At 69.1% G+C, this 16,113-nt stretch carries 17 protein-coding genes and 1 tRNA gene; 7 read left to right on the top strand and 11 right to left on the bottom strand.

Annotated elements, in window-relative coordinates:
• Nucleotides 1–155: 155 nt before the first annotated feature.
• Nucleotides 156–1,268, bottom strand: a complete 1,113-nt coding sequence (gene serC / locus M3C17_RS17320; protein WP_259979225.1) for a phosphoserine transaminase — start codon at nt 1,266–1,268, stop codon at nt 156–158.
• A gap of 101 nt (nt 1,269–1,369) precedes the next feature.
• Here serC and M3C17_RS17325 point away from each other — a divergent pair, with 101 nt between their 5' ends.
• From M3C17_RS17325 to M3C17_RS17340, 4 genes are all read left to right on the top strand, one after another.
• Nucleotides 1,370–2,071: a metal-dependent transcriptional regulator gene (locus M3C17_RS17325; RefSeq protein WP_259979227.1), complete on the top strand. Its 702-nt coding sequence runs from the start codon at nt 1,370–1,372 to the stop codon at nt 2,069–2,071.
• Nucleotides 2,072–2,389: 318 nt separating this feature from the next.
• Nucleotides 2,390–3,139: a M23 family metallopeptidase gene (locus M3C17_RS17330; RefSeq protein WP_259979228.1), complete on the top strand. Its 750-nt coding sequence runs from the start codon at nt 2,390–2,392 to the stop codon at nt 3,137–3,139.
• 306 nt (nt 3,140–3,445) lie between these two features.
• The gene (locus tag M3C17_RS17335; protein ID WP_259979230.1) at nt 3,446–3,943 is read left to right on the top strand and encodes an HNH endonuclease; all 498 of its coding nucleotides are present in this window, start codon (nt 3,446–3,448) and stop codon (nt 3,941–3,943) included.
• A 47-nt stretch (nt 3,944–3,990) separates the two neighbouring features.
• A tRNA-Arg gene (locus tag M3C17_RS17340) sits at nt 3,991–4,064 on the top strand.
• A gap of 20 nt (nt 4,065–4,084) precedes the next feature.
• Here the strand turns inward: M3C17_RS17340 and M3C17_RS17345 are convergent.
• Genes M3C17_RS17345 through idi form a run of 8 tightly spaced genes read right to left on the bottom strand, consistent with a single transcriptional unit; the run spans nt 4,085 to nt 11,983 of the window.
• Nucleotides 4,085–6,271, bottom strand: coding sequence for an MMPL family transporter (locus M3C17_RS17345; protein WP_259979231.1), 2,187 nt, complete (start codon nt 6,269–6,271; stop codon nt 4,085–4,087).
• Nucleotides 6,272–6,309: 38 nt separating this feature from the next.
• Entirely contained in the window at nt 6,310–7,200 is an 891-nt protein-coding gene (locus M3C17_RS17350; RefSeq protein WP_259979233.1) for a prenyltransferase, read from the bottom strand.
• Nucleotides 7,197–7,538: a lycopene cyclase domain-containing protein gene (locus M3C17_RS17355; protein ID WP_259979234.1), complete on the bottom strand. Its 342-nt coding sequence runs from the start codon at nt 7,536–7,538 to the stop codon at nt 7,197–7,199. Before M3C17_RS17355 ends, M3C17_RS17350 begins: the two co-directional genes overlap by 4 nt.
• Entirely contained in the window at nt 7,535–7,882 is a 348-nt protein-coding gene (locus M3C17_RS17360; RefSeq protein WP_259979235.1) for a lycopene cyclase domain-containing protein, read from the bottom strand. Before M3C17_RS17360 ends, M3C17_RS17355 begins: the two co-directional genes overlap by 4 nt.
• Complete coding sequence (gene crtI, locus M3C17_RS17365; protein ID WP_259979236.1) at nt 7,882–9,477, bottom strand: phytoene desaturase family protein; 1,596 nt, start codon at nt 9,475–9,477, stop codon at nt 7,882–7,884. Before crtI ends, M3C17_RS17360 begins: the two co-directional genes overlap by 1 nt.
• Complete coding sequence (locus M3C17_RS17370) at nt 9,474–10,379, bottom strand: squalene/phytoene synthase family protein (protein WP_259979237.1); 906 nt, start codon at nt 10,377–10,379, stop codon at nt 9,474–9,476. Before M3C17_RS17370 ends, crtI begins: the two co-directional genes overlap by 4 nt.
• Entirely contained in the window at nt 10,376–11,458 is a 1,083-nt protein-coding gene (locus tag M3C17_RS17375) for a polyprenyl synthetase family protein (RefSeq protein WP_259979239.1), read from the bottom strand. The genes M3C17_RS17370 and M3C17_RS17375 overlap by 4 nt, the downstream gene beginning before the upstream one ends.
• Nucleotides 11,459–11,461: 3 nt before the next feature.
• Nucleotides 11,462–11,983, bottom strand: coding sequence for an isopentenyl-diphosphate Delta-isomerase (idi, locus tag M3C17_RS17380; RefSeq protein ID WP_259979240.1), 522 nt, complete (start codon nt 11,981–11,983; stop codon nt 11,462–11,464).
• 73 nt (nt 11,984–12,056) lie between these two features.
• Here idi and M3C17_RS17385 point away from each other — a divergent pair, with 73 nt between their 5' ends.
• Nucleotides 12,057–12,716, top strand: a complete 660-nt coding sequence (locus tag M3C17_RS17385; protein WP_259979241.1) for a MarR family winged helix-turn-helix transcriptional regulator — start codon at nt 12,057–12,059, stop codon at nt 12,714–12,716.
• Between the two features lie 17 nt (nt 12,717–12,733).
• Here the strand turns inward: M3C17_RS17385 and M3C17_RS17390 are convergent, their stop codons facing one another.
• Complete coding sequence (locus M3C17_RS17390; RefSeq protein ID WP_259979242.1) at nt 12,734–13,084, bottom strand: Lsr2 family protein; 351 nt, start codon at nt 13,082–13,084, stop codon at nt 12,734–12,736.
• Nucleotides 13,085–13,161: 77 nt separating this feature from the next.
• Complete coding sequence (locus tag M3C17_RS17395) at nt 13,162–14,019, bottom strand: LuxR C-terminal-related transcriptional regulator (protein ID WP_259979243.1); 858 nt, start codon at nt 14,017–14,019, stop codon at nt 13,162–13,164.
• 110 nt (nt 14,020–14,129) lie between these two features.
• Here M3C17_RS17395 and M3C17_RS17400 point away from each other — a divergent pair, with 110 nt between their 5' ends.
• Both M3C17_RS17400 and M3C17_RS17405 read left to right on the top strand, forming a co-directional pair.
• Nucleotides 14,130–14,477, top strand: a complete 348-nt coding sequence (locus M3C17_RS17400) for a DUF485 domain-containing protein (protein WP_259979244.1) — start codon at nt 14,130–14,132, stop codon at nt 14,475–14,477.
• Complete coding sequence (locus tag M3C17_RS17405; protein WP_259979245.1) at nt 14,474–16,111, top strand: cation acetate symporter; 1,638 nt, start codon at nt 14,474–14,476, stop codon at nt 16,109–16,111. The genes M3C17_RS17400 and M3C17_RS17405 overlap by 4 nt, the downstream gene beginning before the upstream one ends.
• Nucleotides 16,112–16,113: the final 2 nt, after the last annotated feature.

Raw genomic sequence — 16,113 nt, forward strand, 5'->3', positions numbered from 1 at the left:
CTCCGACGACGACGAGCACGACTCCGACGACGAAGGCGACTCCGACGACGAAGGCGACTCCGAGGACGACGCGGTAGACGCGGACGAGCCCGAGGACGACGACGCCGACGCCCGCGGGGCAGGCGTCGGCGACGAGGAGGAGTGACCTCGGGCGGTCAGCCGCCCAGGTTCTCCAGCACGTAGTCGATCGAGCGGGTCAGCTGCCGGACGTCGTCCGGGTCGATGGAGACGAACGTGGCGACCCGGAGCTGGTTGCGCCCGAGCTTGCGGTACGGCTCCGTGTCGACGATGCCGTTGGCGCGAAGGGTCTTCGCGATGGCGGCGGCATCGATGCTCTCGTCGAAGTCGATCGTGGCCACGACGGGGGAGCGGTGCGACGGGTCGGAGACGAACGGGGTCGCGACGGACGATGCCTCCGCCCAGTCGTAGAGCACCGACGAGGACTCGGCCGTGCGCGAGGCGGCCCACCCGAGACCGCCGTTGTCGAGGATCCAGCGCAGCTGGCTGTCGAGCAGGTGCAGCGTGGTGAGCGCCGGCGTGTTCAGGGTCTGGTTCAGGCGTGAGTTGTCGACGGCGTGCTTGAGGCTGAGGAACTCGGGGATGTACCGGCCGGACGCGGCGATCCGCTCGATCCGCTCCACCGCGGCGGGGGAGACGGCGGCGAACCACAGGCCGCCGTCCGAGCCGAGGTTCTTCTGCGGGGCGAAGTAGTACACGTCGGCCTGTGCCACGTCGAACTCGATGCCGCCGGCGGCGCTGGTCGCGTCGATCACCGTCAGCGCCCCCTCGGCGGCGACGCGGGAGATCGGCGCCGCGACGCCCGTGGAGGTCTCGTTGTGCGGCCAGGCGTACACGTCGATGCCCTCGACGACCTCCGCCGCCGTGCGCGAGCCGGGCTCCGCCTTGCGGACGTCCGGTGCCTCGAGCCAGGGGGCGCCCGCTGCCGCGGCGAACTTGCCGCCGAACTCGCCGAACACGAGGTTCTGCGCACGCCGCTCGATGAGACCGAAGGCGGCGGCGTCCCAGAAGGCGGTCGAGCCGCCGTTGCCGAGCAGGATCTCGTAGCCCTCGGGGATGCGGAAGAGGGCGGCGAGCTGCTCCCGTACGCTCCCGACCAGGTTCTTCACCGGCGCCTGGCGATGCGAGGTGCCGAGGATCGATGACCCCGACGACAGGAGCGCCTCCAGCTGCGCGGGGCGCACTTTCGAGGGACCGCAGCCGAAGCGGCCGTCAGCGGGCAGGAGGTCACCGGGAATCTCGATCGCCATGCGTCGATTCTAGGGGGAGCCCCGTCTGCCTCCTCGTTCCGCGACGATCCGATGTCCGTGCGGGAATGTAGGCTTGCCTAAGAAATTCGGAGGGCCCGCACATGACCGATCTGATCGACACCACGGAGATGTATCTCCGCACCATCCTCGAGCTCGAGGAGGAGAACATCGTGCCGCTGCGCGCGCGCATCTCCGAGCGCCTCGGTCACTCCGGGCCGACGGTCTCGCAGACGGTCGGACGGATGGAACGCGACGGCCTGGTCGTCGTCTCCGAGGATCGCACGCTCGAGCTCACGGACGCAGGTCGCCGCAAGGCGGTGGACGTCATGCGCAAGCACCGGCTCGCCGAGCGCCTGCTGTCGGACGTCATCGGTCTCGACTGGGCGTTCGTGCATGAGGAGGCCTGCCGGTGGGAACACGTGATGAGCGAGCAGGTGGAGCGTCGCCTCGTGGAGCTGCTCGGCCACCCGACCGAGTCGCCGTACGGCAACCCGATCCCCGGACTCGATCAGCTCGGCGACCTTCCGGCCCGCACGTTCGACGAGGGTGTCGTCGGGCTGGTCCAGCGGCTGAACGCCGCCGGTGTCCCCGTCGAGGGCACGGTCCGTCGTCTCGCTGAGCCCGCCCAGGTCGATCCCGAGCTGCTCGAACAGCTCAGGGATGCCGGTGTGGTGCCGGGCGCACGCGGCGACTTCCGCTTCAACGAGGGGTATGTCCTCATCCAGATGGACGGCAAGGACGAGGGCCTGGAGCTTCCCGTCGAGCTCGCCTCGCACATCTTCCTGGTCGGGGAACCGGCCTGATCCCGCCGCGAAATCGCGCTCACCGAGGATTGCCAGTTTCCCAGGGTGACATGATCGTTATCTTCCGGTAACCTCGGTCAGGTCCTCAGCGAAGAAGCCCGCTGCGGATGAACCGCGAAGATTCGCCTTCAGGCTCGTCGTCTTCACGGCAGGAACGCACAAAGTACCCGAAGCTACATTCGTGCCACGAGAGCAGAGTGCCGACGAGCCCGCGCCACCCGAGGCGTGAAGGCACAGGAGGATCACGTTTTGGCCGCAGACATCGAACCGACCGCGAAGAGTGAAGATCGAGTACCCGCCCGCCGCACCGGCGCGAGGGTGAGTGCTCGCAAGGTCGTCAAACCACTCCGGTCCGTTGCGATCTTCGGTGCCGTCGGCGCCCTGGTCGCCGCCGTCGCCCTTCCCGCGTATGCGGCGTCGAAGCCGGCAGAGGCCGCCACCACCACGGTGCAGCAGTTGGCCGCGGTCGACGCGCAGTCCCTGGTCGTCGCCTCCGAGGCCACGGCCGCGCCCGTGGTCCGCGGCGCCTTCTCCGCCACCACGCCGGAGGAGATCGCGAAGAAGAAGGCCGAGGAAGCAGCTGCCGCGCGTGCCGCCGCAGCCGCCACCGCCGCCGCGTCGTCGTCTTCCTCCCGCTTCAACACCGCCGGTTACGCGCTCACCGCTCCCGGCTCCGGAGAGGTCCGCTACCCGCTTCCGCTCGGCTCCTGGAACGTCAGCCGCACGATCGGCGGCGGCCACAACGGCATCGACATGCTCGCCCCGGCCGGCACCCCCATCTACGCGGCCGCGGCCGGCGTGGTCCGTGCCTCCGCCGAGAGCATCGGCGGGTACGGCGTCTGCGTCATGATCGACAGTGTCGTGGGCGGCCAGCGCGTGCAGACGACGTATGGTCACATGCTCTACGGCTCGCGTCAGGTGCAGGCGGGTCAGAGCGTCGCCGCCGGGCAGCTCATCGGCTACGTCGGCAGCACCGGCCGCTCCACCGCCAACCACCTGCACTTCGAGGTGTGGATCAACGGCGGCCTCGTCGAGCCGGGTTCCTGGCTCTCCATCAACGCCGGCTGAGCGGACACGAGTTCGATCATTCATCTGCCGTTCCGCCCTGCATGCATCGGGATGGGTTAGCCTGAACCCGTCGTCGCACAGGCGGGAGAGGCTGATGGAGCGAATACCGAGCATCCGAACCATGGACGCTCTCGGTCGTCATGTCCTTCAGCATCGCCCGCTGGGATGCCGCGGTCCTGCCGCGCGCGAAAGGCGCTGTCTCTAGACAGCGCCTTTTCTCGTCCCTGCGAACACTCTGCCCTCTGCGCGACCTCGTGTGAGTCGAGAGTGCCGGGAAGCCGTCCCGGCGGATCGAGAGGATGACGAATGCGCACACTGGTCCTGAACGCCGGATACGAGCCGCTGGCGATCGTGTCGTTCAAACGAGCCCTGGTCCTGGTCATGAACGACAAGGCCACCGTGATCGAGCGCGTGGAGGACGACCCCGTCTGGGGGACTCGCGGCGTCTACGATCGCCCCGCCGTCATCATCCTCACCCGCTACGTGCGCGTGCCGACGAGTCGACGCGTGCCGGTGACGCGGCGAGGCGTGCTGCGACGCGACGATCACCGCTGCGGGTACTGCGGCAAGTCGGCCTCGACGATCGATCACGTGCTTCCGCGGTCGCGCGGCGGAGCGGACTCCTGGGAGAATCTGGTCGCCTGCTGCCTGCGGTGCAACAACCTCAAGAGCGATCGCACACCGCAGGAGATGCGCTGGCACCTGCGCTTCACGCCACGACCCCCGCACGGTACCGCCTGGACCGTGCGCGGCTCCGAACGCAGCGACCCGCGCTGGGAGCCCTACCTCGCGCTCGCGGCGTGACGCCCTGTCGCGGGAGGGCGCGCCCCCGTCCCGTAGACTGGGTGCGCGCCCTCGTAGCTCAGCAGGATAGAGCAGCCCTCTCCTAAAGGGCAGGTCGCAGGTTCGAATCCTGTCGAGGGCACTCTCTCTCCGCCGTGGAGGTCACGGCTTCCCCTGGCGCCACAGCTTCGACGGCCACCAGATGGCCTTGCCGATGTCGTACGCGAGCGCCGGCACGAGCAGCGACCGCACGACGAACGTGTCGAGCAGCACACCGAAGGCGACGATGAACGCCAGCTGCACCAGGAACAGGATCGGAATCACCGACAGGGCCGCGAAGGTCGCCGCCAGCACGAGTCCGGCCGAGGTGATCACGCCGCCCGTGATGGAGAGTCCGCGCAGGATCCCCTCCCTGGTGCCGTGCTCCTTCGACTCCTCGCGGACGCGCGTCATCAGGAAGATGTTGTAGTCGATGCCGAGGGCCACGAGGAAGACGAACCCGTAGAGGGGGACGGCAGGATCGGCGCCGGGGAAGTCGAAGATGCCGTTGAAGACCAGTGCCGACACCCCCAGTGCGGTGCCGAACGACAGCACCGTGGTGAGGATCAGCAGCACGGGCGCGAAGATCGAGCGCAGCAGCAGCATCAGGATCAGCATGATCACCACGAGGATCACCGGGATGATCAGGTTGCGGTCGTGGATGGACGCATCGTTCGTGTCGACCGAGGTGGCGGTGACCCCGCCGACCGCCGCGTCGAGGTCGTCCAGCTCGGTGCGCAGCTCGCGCACGGTGTCTGCGGCCGCACCCGAGTCCGCCGCATTGGTCAGCGTGCCCTGCAACAGCACCTGTCCATCCACGGTGGTGGGTTCGGGTGCGGGCGTGCCGGGAGGGCCGACTGCGGTGATACCGTCCGCCGTGACAGGGGCGGAGCCGCTCGGGGAGTCGGCCGCGGTCACGGCCACCCCGTCGATGCCATCGCTCGCCAGCAGCACGTCGGCCGCGTCCTGCAGGCGGGCCTCGTCGACGACGACATACACCGGGCTGCCGGAGCCGCCGGGGAAGTGCTCGCCCAGCGCGACCTGCCCGTCCCGCGCCTCGGAGGCGCCGAGGACCAGGTCAGACTGCGGCACCCCGACCGCGTCGAGCTGCGTGACGCCCGCGGCGCCCGCGAGCAGGACGAGCGTGGTGGCGATCCAGATCACGCGCGGGCGCTTCTTGATCGCTCCGGCGAGCCGGGCCCACAGTCCGGTCTTGCGCATGCCGTGTTCTTCGGCGACGACCTCCGGCTCGAAGCGCGGACGCCGGGGCCAGAAGACCGCACGGCCGAAGAGGAGCAGCAGCGACGGCAGGAGCGTGAGCGCTGACAGCATCGCGAACACGATCCCGATCGCCGCGACCGGACCGAGCGTGCTGTTCGACTTCAGATCGCTGAGCAGCAGACACAGCAGCCCGGCGATGACCGTGCCGCCGGAGGCCACGATCGGCTCCACCGAGCCCTTCCACGCCGCGGTCAGGGCGACGCCCTTGTCCTGGGCGACGCGAAGCTCCTCGCGGAAGCGCGCGACGAACAGCAGCGCGTAGTCGGTTGCCGCGCCGATCACCAGGATGAACAGGATCCCCTGCGTCTGACCGCTGAGCAGCAGGATCTCCCACTTCGCGAGCCACCACACCACCAGGAGGGCCACGCAGAGGGCGAACAGGCTCGTAGACAGCACCACCAGGGGCAGCAGGAACGAGCGATAGACGAGGACCAGGATGATGAGCACGGCCAGCAGCGCGACGCCGAGCAGCAGTCCGTCGATGCCGGCGAAGCCCGCGACGAGGTCCGCGCTGAACCCCGCAGGTCCCGTGATGTACACGGTGATCCCGTCCGGCACGGCGGCGCGCAGCTCCTCGCCGAGCGCGGCTGTCGTGTCTGCGAGCTCGGCGTCGCCGTCGATGGGGATGAACGCCTGCGCGGCCTTGCCGTCGTCGGACGGGAGCGCCGGAGACACGTCCTCGGACACGCCTTCCACCGAGGGGGCATCGGCGACGGCATCGGCGATCGCGTCGAGCTCGCCCTGCGTCAGCTCATCCTCGGAGGTGAACACGGCGATGGCCGGGATCGACTCGCTGTCGTTGAACTCGCCGAGCAGCTGCTGCACGGCGGTCGCATCCGCGGACTCCGGAAGGTAGGTGGTCTGGTCGTTCGACGACACCTCGTCGACCTTGCCGAACAGCGGTCCGCCGAAGGACGCGCCGGCGAGCCACACCAGGATCAGCAGGACCGGGAGGAAGACCCGCAGCCACGAGTGGCGTCGGGTGCGCTCGCGGGTCGGGGGTGTCGGCGCGTCGGCGGGGCGGGACATCGGAGGGTTCCTTTCGGGTGTCGTGCGGCGGCCGGGGGTCAGGAGACCCAGGCGAGGATGAGGATCATCGTGGCGAGGAAGCCCGCGATGTAGTTCAGGGCGATGAAGCGTCGCCAGGCGCGGTTCGTTCTGGCGGACGTGTCGTCCGTCACGTTCCACCAGGGCGCGGCGTTCACGATGTACGGAAGGGCGAGCACGGCGGCGAGCGGTCCGGGCCACGGCGTGAAGAGCATCGCCACCCCGGCGAGCGTCCAGAGGGCCATCGCGAGCCGCACGGTCGTGCGTGCTCCGATGACGGTTGCGATCGAGGAGATCCCGCCCTCACGGTCGGGGCCGACGTCCTGCACCGCGCCGAAGGCGTGTGCCGCCATCCCCCAGAGGAAGAACGCGCTCAACGTCAGCACGGTCGCGGCGTTCACCGGTGCGCCGGCCAGGGCGAGCCCGACGATGGCGGGGCTCACGAAGTGCGTGCTCGAGGTGATCGAGTCGAGGAACGGGCGCTCCTTGAAGCGCAGCACCGGTGCCGAGTATGCGATCACCGCGAACACGCTCAGTGTCAGCCAGAACCATGACGCCGGATTCCCCACCGCGTAGAGGTAGACGAGGAACGGGATGTTCGTGAGAGCGGCAGCCCACAGCGTCGCGCGATGGATGCGAGGTGCCAGCAGCGCCCCCTCGATTCCGCCCTTGCGCGGGTTCGCGAGATCGGACGCGTAGTCGAACACGTCGTTGATGCCGTACATCGCGAGGTTGTACGGCACGAGGAAGTACAGGGTGCCGATCACGAGAGTCAGGTCGATCTCACGGGTGCTGAGCAGGTAGGCGGCGGCGAAGGGGAAGGCCGTGTTGATCCAGCTGATCGGCCGCGACGACAGCACGATCTGCGCCAGGTCGCGACCGGCGGAACGATGCGTGGAACGGTCGCTCATGGCCGGTGCTCCTTCGCGGCATCCGAACGGCGGGTCCGGGTGCGGAGTGCCCGCACCGCTGTCCACACGGCGGGCAGCAGCACCACCCCGGCGAGCGGATAGGCGAAGTCCTCGAGCGGGGCCAGCCCGATGTACACGCCGAGGAGGTGCGCGGAGGAGTAGTGGAACAGACCGGCCCCGATCATCACCGTGTCGAACACAGCGGTGAGCAGCACCAGCACGATGGCGGTGATGCCGACGGCGCCGAGGTGCGGGCGCTGTCGTGCGACGAGCGCGAGCGTGACAGCCGTGACGGCGGCGACCGCGAGGAAGACGGCGGAGAGCTGCAGGTAGGTCATCGCGGGACCTCGGATCCGCGGAGGCGCTCGCGCCGGCGGTCCAGCAGACGGAGGGCACCCCCGTAGATCACCATCGTGCACACGACGAGGAACACGAGGAACACCGGCTCCTCCAGAGGGAGTTCGGGCGCGAGCACGATGCCGGTCGCGACCACGGCCTCGCCGCGGAAGAAGATGCCGCTGACGATGCCGGCGACGTCCCAGATCAGGAAGAACACGAGTCCGACGACGGTGACGACCGCGGCAGAGACCGGGTCGCGCCAGAAGAACAGCCGGAAGCGCCAGTCGAGCAGGAGCATGCACCCGAGCGAGACCAGCAGGGCGCCCAGGTAGACGGCGCCCATCACGACTGCTCCGCTCGCACACCCCGCGCGGCGGGCTCGGGGAGCGGTCCGGGGGAGTGGTCGCCGCGGATCCGCTTGAGGACGATCTCTGCGCTGATGAGGCACATCGGCACGCCCACCCCGGGCGCGGTCGTGGCGCCGGCGTAGTACAGGCCGCGGACCCGCTTCGACGCGTTCTGCGCGCGGAACATCGCGCTCTGCGACAGGATGTGCGCCGGCCCGAGCATGCCCCCGCGCCACGATCGGTAGTCGTCGTGGAAGTCGGCGGGTCCGACCGTCTCCCTGACCACGATGCGCTCGCGCAGGTCGGGGATGTCCGCCCACGTCGAGATCATGTCGATCGCGGCGTCGGCGGCCTGCTCGACCTGGGGTGACCCGGCGCCGTCCGCGCCGCCGTGGCCCAGCTCGACCTGGGCGGGAACGGGGATCAGCACGAACAGGTTCTCGTGGTCGGCGGGGGCCACGTCGGGATCGGTCGCGCTCGGACGGCACACGTACGTGGACGCCGGCGACGGGAGGTGCGGCGCGGTGCCGAAGATCGCGTCGAAGTTCGCGTCCCAGTCCTCCGTGAAGAACAGCGAGTGATGGGGGAGCTGTGGCAGCTCACCCCGCACGCCCAGCATCACCAGCACGCCGCCGGGGCCACTCGTGCGTCGCGCCCACCACGACTCGGGATACGTCTGCAGGGTGGGAGGCAGCAGCGCCGTCTCCGTGTGGTGCAGGTCGGCCGCCGACACCACGATGTCCGCATCCTCGATGTGCTGGTGACCCTCGTGGTCGGTCCAGCCGACACCCGTCGCGATCGTGCCGCCCTCGGTGTCGCGGGTCAGGATGCCCGTGACATCCGCGCCGGTCACGATCCGGGCGCCGGCCTCGACCGCGAGCGCCTCGATGCGCTCGACCACGCGCCAGAACCCGCCCTGCGGGTAGAGCACTCCCTGATCGAGGTCGAGCGCGCTCATCAGGTGATACATGGCGGGGGCCGTGCGCGGATCGGTGCCGAGGAACACCGCGGGGTAGCCGAGGATCTGGCGCAGCACGGGGTGACGGAACCGCCGCGCCGCGAACGCCTGCAGCCGTGTGCCGAGCAGGGAGAACAGACGGGGAAGGGCGCGCAGCACCTCCGGGGCCGCCAGGGTGCGCGCCTGCGTGAAGGGGTTGTACAGGAAGTAGCGCTGCGCCATCGCCCCGGCGTGATGCGCGGAGTCGAGGTAGGAGTCCAGCGCCGCGGAAGACCCGGGTTCCAGGGTCTCGAACAGTCGCTGAACGGCCTCCCGTCCGGCCGGCACGGTGACCGCGGCGCCATCCGCGGCCGTGGGTGAGCGGAACACGCGGTAGCCGGGATCGAGGAGCGTGAGCTCCAGCTGCTCCTCGGTGCTGGTGCCCATCATGCGGAAGAAGTGGTCGAACACCTCCGGCATGAGGTACCACGAGGGGCCCGCGTCGAATCGGAAGCCGTCGCGCTCGACGCTGCCGGCCCGTCCGCCCACCCGCTCGTTCTTCTCCAGCACGGTCACGTCGTGTCCGTCACGGGCGAGCAGCCCGGCGGCCGCGAGCCCCGCGACACCGGCTCCGATCACGACCACGCGGCTCATCGGTCACGCTCCAGGGCTGTGGTCGCGACAGCTCGGGCGGCGAGCAGCGCCTTGATCGGATCCGGCACGCGCACCCGGCGGCGATAGAGCTCCGCGGCCGGGGTCTTGGCCACGCGTCGTGTGAGCGCGGCGAACAGGGCGAGCGCGCTCCGGACGGCAGCCCGTGCGTCCTTGGGCAGCAGGGGGATGGCGGCTCTGGCGTCGTCGAGCTGGCGTTCCACCGTGTCGACCCACGCGTCGCGATCCGCGTCGGTCAGCCGGGCCGAGCCTCCGAGGTAGCCGCGGTGCAGGCGGTCGGTGTCGTCGGCGAGGTCCCGCAGGAAGTTCACGTTCTGGAAGGCCGCTCCGAGCCGTCTGGCGCCGCGGCGCAGGATCTCGAGCTCGGCGTCGCTCCGCGGGGCGTCGCGCAGGAAGACCTGCAGACACATGAGCCCGACGACCTCCGCCGAACCGTAGACGTAGGCCGCGTGGGCTTCCGCGTCGTAGGCGGTGAAGCCGGGATCGCCCGCGATGTCGGCGCGCATCGAGTCGAAGAAGGGCTGGGTCAGCTCCTCGCCGATGCCGCACTCCCTGGCCGTCCGCGCGAACGCATGCAGGATGAGGTCGCTGCTGTACCCCGTGCGCATCGACCGGTGGGTCTCGGCGATGTAGGAGTCGAGGGCGGCGGATTGGGCCGAGGAGTCGAGCCCCGCTTCCGCGGCGACGCCGTCCACGATCTCATCGGCGATGCGAACCATGGCGTAGATGTTGCGCACGTGCTGCCGGTGGCGTCGACCGAGCAGCCGGGTGGCGAGGCCGAAAGAGGTGGAGTAGGTGCGGATGACGTCGGTCGTGGCGATCTCCGCGGTGCGGCTGAAGCGACGCAGGGCCTCGTCCCTGCGGTCGGCGGATGGCGCCGTCATCGGCTGCGACCCTCGATGCGATCCGCCAGCGCGAGGACGGTCCGCCCTGCGGCGGGCGAGAGCGTGCCGGCTTCCTCGGCCTCTGCCAGCACGGTGGAGACGGCCGTGAGCTGCTCCTGCACGAGTCCGCGGACGAAGTCCTCTGCCCCGCATTCGCGCAGTCGTTCGCGGATGTGCATGGCGTCTGCGGTGCTGAGATCCGAGGTGCCGAACCGCAGCTCGATGCTGGGCCAGTCGCTGGTCATGCGCGCATAGGCGATGATCGCCGTCTCCTTGCCCTCCCTGAGATCGGAGTACGCGTCCTTGCCGTGGGTCTCGGGGTCCCCGAACACGGAGAGCAGGTCGTCCTGGAGCTGATACGCGAGGCCGAGGTGGGCGCCGATCTCGGTGAGGTGGTCCTCGGCGGCCGTCGATGCACCCGCGAGCACCGCGGCGGCGCGCAGGGGCAGCACGAAGGAATATGCCGCCGTCTTGGAGGCGCTGGTGGCGAGGATCGTCCGCAGGTCGGGAGTGATGATCCCGTCGCTGAGCGCGACATCGGCGTGCTCTCCGGCGACGGTCTCGAACACGGTGGTGTCCAGCAGCGCGAGCAGGCGCTCGCGCCCGGACGGCGTCACGTCGGCGCGCGCGAAGCCGAGGACGGCGGTCGACAGCAGGAGATCGCCCAGCAGGATCGCACTCGAGCGACCCCAGTGCAGGGCGGAGGCGGTGCTGTCGTCCGGGCGGCGGGCGATCAGGGAGCCGATGAGGTTGGGGCGACGCCGACGCGTGAGGTCGCCGTCGATGACGTCGTCATGGAGAAGGAACGCGTAGTGCAGGAGCTCGACATGGGCGGCCACCTCGATCGCTCCGGCGGTCTGCTCGGCCGTGGCGCTCTCGGAGGACAGCGACTGGAACAGGTCCATCAGCATCCGAGGTCGGAGCAGCTTCCCGCCGAGCGCGTGCTCCGCGGCGGTGTTCCACAGCGCTGCGAACTCAGCGCCGTAATGCTCTGCGGCGACCGAGCGCTCGGCGAATCGCCGTCGCAGCACCTCCTCGATCCGGGTTCCGAGGTCCTCCTCGGTGAGCGTGATCGGCATGGCTCAGACCTCACCGAGACGCCGCAGCAGCGGCAGCTGCTCGACGAGCCACGGGCTGAAGGCGAAGGGGGTGCGACTGACCGCTTCGGTCAGGGCGCCGGGATCGACCCAGGCCCACTCGGCGACCTCGTCCGGGTTGGCCACGGGGTCCGCATCGACGACCGCGACGTGCACGGGGCACACTTCGTTCTCCACGATGCCGCTCGCATCGACCGCGCGATAGCGATAGTCAGGGACGGCCAGGCGGACCCCTGAGACGTGCAGCCCGAGCTCGTCTTCGGCGCGCCGCCGCACCGCGTCGGTCATCTCCTCGTCCGGCTGCGGGTGCCCGCAGAAGCTGTTGGTCCAGACGCCGGGCCAGGTCCGCTTCGCCAGGGACCGGCGCGTCACGAGGAGGCGACCGTCGCGGTCGAGGACATAGCAGGAGAACGCCAGATGGAGCGGGGTGTCGTACGTGTGGACCTCGCTCTTCGGCAGGACACCGACGGCGGTCCCGTCTTCCGCGAGCAGCGTGACGTTGTCCATGACTTCCCCGTCCTTTAGCTAACTTGGTGAAATATCAACTTAGCATGAAACTGTTCGTGTGTAACATGATCGCATGGACACGGAGTCGCGCACCACCCCGCAGACGGCGGACCTCGACGGTGCGCCCGGGTCCGAGGTGCAGACGCGGTCGGCCCCGGACGGCCTTGCGCACGCGTCGATCTACGACGTCGATGCCAGCGACCCTCGCAGCACCCTGATCGATCGGAGCGGTGTCCCGCCGGAGGACCTGCGTCAGATCGCGCGGGTCATGGAGGCGCTCGGCGAGCTGCGGGACGCCGAGCAGCGGCTGTCGCAGGCATCGCGTCGATACATGCAGCTCAATGAGACGGATATGCGAGCGCTGCACTACCTGATCGTGTGCGACAACCGCTCGCTCGTGGCCACCCCGAGCGGCATCGCGCATCACCTCGGGGTCTCGACAGCGGCGACCACCAAGCTCCTCGATCGGCTGGAGAAGGGCGGGCACATCAAGCGCTCGCCGCATCCCACCGATCGCCGCGCGTTGGCCATCACGATCACACCCGAGACCAGGCACGCCGCCATGGAGACCGTGGGCAGGCAGCAGGCGAAGCGCTTCTATGCGGCGGCGCGTCTGACCTCGGACGAACGCGAGGTCGTGATCCGCTTCCTCAAGGACATGACCGACGAGATCACCCTGCGTGACGAGCCCTGGGCCACGCAGGGCACAGAAGAAAATCCCGCCCGACCGTGAGGCGGGGCGGGATCCGGTTAATGCGCGGCTTTATACGCGTCGAGCACGGGAGCGGGAATTCGACCCCTCTCCGAGAGGCTATAGCCGTTCTCATTCGCCCAGGCGCGGATCGCGGCGACCTCGGGATTCCGCGCCGGCCGCTTCTTCGATGACGCCGAGCGCGAGGATGCGGACGAGCCGCTGCCCGCGCGACGCCCTGCGGAGATATACGGCTCCAACGCGGCGCGCAATTCCTCGGCGTGAGCCGCGTTGAGGTCGATCTCGTAAGAGGTGCCATTGAGCGAGAAATGCACGGTCTCGCCCTCACCGACCTCCAGGACGCTGCCATCGATATCGTCGACCAGCTGGTGCACAATTCTTCTCGCCATGGATGCGACTGTACCGCTGCCTCAGGAATGGCGGCAAGAAATCACTGATATGTTGCATTCGCCGCGGCTTGTCGCATTCACGGCAGAACGCCCGCGCGGCGCGCTTTCGTCACCGCCGCATGGCGTGTGGAGGCGTCGAGCTTCGACATCGCGGTTCCCAGATACGCCTTGACCGTGCCCTCGCGCAGACCCAGCTGCGCGGCGATCTCCGCATTCGTCGACCCGAGCGCGGCGCAGGCGAGCACATCCGTCTCCCGCGGCGAGAGGTGCACGGTCAGCACGGGGCCGGTCGCGGGGGGCGCGGTGTCGCCGGCCAGGGTGACCAGCCTCCGCTCCACCTGGGCGAGGCGCGCGCGAAGCTCGACGTCATCGACGGAAGCCGCGATGCTGCGGAGCTCCGCGAAGCTCTCGCGCAGTTCCTCCCGCTGCCTCGGAGCGACCGTCGGCGCGGTGGGCGCCGCCGTCTGCAGGCGCCGCTGCACCTCGTCCCTGATCCGCAGTTCGTCCGCGACGGACTGCGCGACCTGCATCGCAGGGGCGGTCGTCACACCGCCGACCTGCTCCTGATTCCACGCGCCGGCGTAGAGGACGCCGCGCGAGCGCCCCTGGACGACGATCGGCAGAGCGAGGAGCGTCCGCAGCCCCTCGCCGAGCACGAACACGTCGTAGTCATGGGTGATCTGCCGGGACGAGCCGTAGTCACTCGTCATCCGCGGGCGCAGCTCCATCATCGCCCTGCCGCCGAGACCGCGTTCGGGGCGCACGCGAAGGCCGTCCAGCGACCGGGTCCGCGCGCCGACGATGCTCGTGACGCTGACGACGCCCTCTTCGATCAGACCTCCGAAGGCGACCGGGAAGCGGGTGCGCCTGGCGAGCTCGCGCACCGCGTTGGCGACGAGCTCCGCCTCGGATTCGGCGGGGGCCGGAGAGCTCACGGGATACCTACTTTCGGGGGTGACGACACCGTTCCCCGTTTCGTAGCGTCGACCCTACCATTCGGGCGGAGAGACCCGCGCGAGCACCGGACATGTGGCAAGGAGGCCCCATGAGCGACCACGAATCGACCCGTCAAGGCGGAGCGATCGACTACATCGCCGTCGAGCAGTCCCCGAGATTCCTGCAATTGAAACGGACGCAGAGATCATTCATCTTCCCGCTCGCGGCATTCTTCCTGATCTGGTACTTCGTCTACGTGCTGCTGGCCGCATTCGCTCGCGACTTCATGGCGCAGCGCGTCTGGGGTGACATCACCGTCGGGCTGCTGTTCGGACTGGGGCAGTTCGTGACGACGTTCGCGATCACGATGGCGTACGTGGCATTCGCCAATCGCCGGCTCGACCCCATCGCGTCGGAGATCCGCGAAGAACTCGAGAAGGCGCAGGGCGAGGCATGATTGCGATCCGCACGGCCACCGAGACCGTCGAACTGGAGATCAATCCGGTCTTCAACATCTCGATCTTCCTGGCATTCGTCATCGTGACGCTGTTCATCGTCATCCGGGCGAGCAGGAACAATAAGACCGCCGCGGACTATTACGCCGCAGGGCGCTCCTTCACAGGGCCGCAGAACGGGTTCGCGATCGCGGGCGACTATCTGTCGGCGGCGTCGTTCCTCGGCATCTGCGGCGCCATCGCGATCAACGGCTACGACGGCTTCCTCTATTCGATCGGCTTCCTGGTTGCCTGGCTGGTCGCCCTGCTCCTGGTCGCCGAGCTCATGCGCAACACCGGGAAGTTCACGATGGCGGACGTGCTCTCGTTCCGTCTCGCTCAGCGCCCCGTGCGGATGGCCGCGGCCATCACGACCCTCGCGGTCTGCTTCTTCTACCTGCTCGCCCAGATGGCAGGTGCCGGCGGCCTGGTGTCGCTGCTGCTGGGCATCGACGGTCGTGTCGGGCAGTCCGTCGTGATCGCGGTCGTCGGCGTGCTCATGATCGTGTACGTGCTCATCGGCGGGATGAAGGGCACCACGTGGGTCCAGATCGTCAAGGCCGTGCTGCTGATCGGCGGCGCGCTCGGCATGACGATCTGGGTCCTGGCGATCAACGGATTCAGCCTCAACACGCTCCTGGAGGCGGCGGTCGCGAACTCCGACAAGGGAGATGCGGTGCTGGCGCCGGGCCTGCAGTACGGCGCCAACCCGTGGGACTTCCTCTCCCTCGGCATGGCTCTGGTGCTCGGCACCGCGGGACTGCCGCACGTGCTGATGCGGTTCTACACCGTGCCGACGGCGAAGGAGGCACGGAGGTCCGTCGTCTGGGCGATCTGGCTGATCGGCGGGTTCTACCTGCTGACGCTCGTCCTCGGCTACGGCGCAGGGGCGCTCGTCGGTGCGGACGTGATCGCGGCGGCTCCGGGTGGCGTGAACTCCGCGGCACCGCTGCTGGCCCTCAAGCTGGGCGGACCCGTGCTCCTCGGGTTCATCTCGGCTGTGGCCTTCGCCACGATCCTCGCGGTGGTGGCGGGTCTCACCATCACGGCTGCCGCATCGTTCGCCCACGACATCTACGCGAACGTCATTCAGAAGGGGCGGAAGGACGCGGCGGGAAACCCCGTCGCGGCCGACCCGAACGGCGAGGTCCGGGTCGCTCGGCGCACGGTGATCGTGATCGGCATCCTCGCGATCCTCGGCGGCATCGGCGCCCAGGGGCAGAACATCGCCTTCCTCGTCGCTCTCGCGTTCGCGGTGGCCGCCTCGGCGAACCTTCCGACGATCCTGTACTCGCTGTTCTGGCGCCGATTCACCACACGCGGCGCGGTGTGGAGCATGTACGGAGGGCTGGGGTCGGCGATCGTGCTGATCATCCTGTCGCCGGTGTTCTCCGGCACCCCGACGTCCATGATCCCGGGTATCGACATCGCGATCTGGCCCCTGAACAACCCCGGCATCGTGTCCATCCCGCTCGGGTTCCTGCTCGGATGGCTGGGCACCGTGACGAGCACGAGGCGGGAGTCGCCGCAGCTTGCCGCAGAGATGGAAGTGCGCTCGCTGACCGGCTTCGGCGCCGAGAAGGCCGTCGACCACTGAGG

It is taken from the genome of Microbacterium sp. p3-SID336, assembly GCF_025143365.1.
Lineage (GTDB): Bacteria > Actinomycetota > Actinomycetes > Actinomycetales > Microbacteriaceae > Microbacterium.